General features: G+C 61.4%; 1 protein-coding gene. It reads right to left on the reverse strand.

All coding sequences use genetic code 11. The features are described 5' to 3' along the window. Window positions 1–1,176, reverse strand: a 1,176-nt coding sequence (tnpC, locus tag EZI54_RS23805) for an IS66 family transposase (protein ID WP_131484327.1), incomplete at both ends; no start/stop codon positions are given.

Below are 1,176 nucleotides of genomic sequence, written 5' to 3' on the forward strand. Positions count from 1 at the left end.
CAGTGGCGTGGGGTCAGGTCGCTGACTTCACTGGCCGGGTGCTGGCTGATGCGTTGCAACACGTCCACCAGGTAGGTGTAGGGGGTAATATCGTGCAGCTTGCAGGTGCTGATCAGGCTCTGGATGACACCCAGGTGTTCCGCGCCCAGTTCGGTCCAGCAGAACATCCAGTTTTTCTTGCCCATTGGAATGGGGCGTAGTGCCCGTTCCAGGTGGTTGGTGTCTGGCTGCACGTCGGGATCTTCCAGGAACACGGTCAGACTCGCTTCGCGGCTGAGCACGTAGTTCAGGGCTTTGGTCAGTGGATCACTGGGCAACAGCCCGACTTGCTCCAACTGATCACGGCACCACTGGAAGAAGTCGCTGACCACCGGCTTCGAGTGATCCAACCGGAACTGGCGTTTCTTCTCGCCGGTTAGCCCTTGAGCTTTGAGGGTCTCTTCATTCTGGTACAGCATCGCAATCCGTTGCAGGGCCTCGGTGACTGCCTCCGGGTAATCCTTCTGCGCCTCGATAAAGTAACGGCGACTGTGCACCCAGCACTGGGCGTGGGTGACGTTCTCCTGGGCGGCGGCGTACCGGGCATAGGCCGCGTAGCCGTCACTGATCAGCGTGCCGCTGAACGACTCGCTGAGCATCTGTTCGATGTGGGCACGCCCACGGCTGTTCGAGTAGGTGAACACCACCTCATCGGCATCGCCGTATAACGGCCAGAACCAGCCGGATTTCATTCTGCCCTTTTGTGGGCCTGCCCGGCCCTGGTGGCCGGCCTTGATGGGCGTTTCATCCATGGCCAGTACCCGGCTGCGCAGCACGTTGTCGGTCTGGGCATCCACAATGGGGCGCAGCAGGTCGATGGCGCGCTTAACCAGGTTGGTCAGGGTGCTGCGGCTGACGGTCACACCGGCTTGCTGGATGCGCTGGTGTTGGCGGTACAGTGGCAGGTGGAACTGGAACTTGTCTACCAGCAGCCCAGCCAGCAGGCTGACATCGGCCAGACTGTTGTCCAACACGTTGAACGGTGCCGGCGTTGTCATCGGCTTCTCGGCGCCCTTGCGCCGGAACACTGGGCGCTCGCATTTAAGCACCACATAACTGGAGGCCCGCTGGGCCAGCCGGTAGGTGGTCTTGCTGCCAATCACTTCGTACTGATCGGCCTCCGGGCCGGTCAGCTCC

The organism is Marinobacter halodurans (genome assembly GCF_004327985.1).
Classification (GTDB): Bacteria; Pseudomonadota; Gammaproteobacteria; order Pseudomonadales; family Oleiphilaceae; genus Marinobacter_A; species Marinobacter_A halodurans.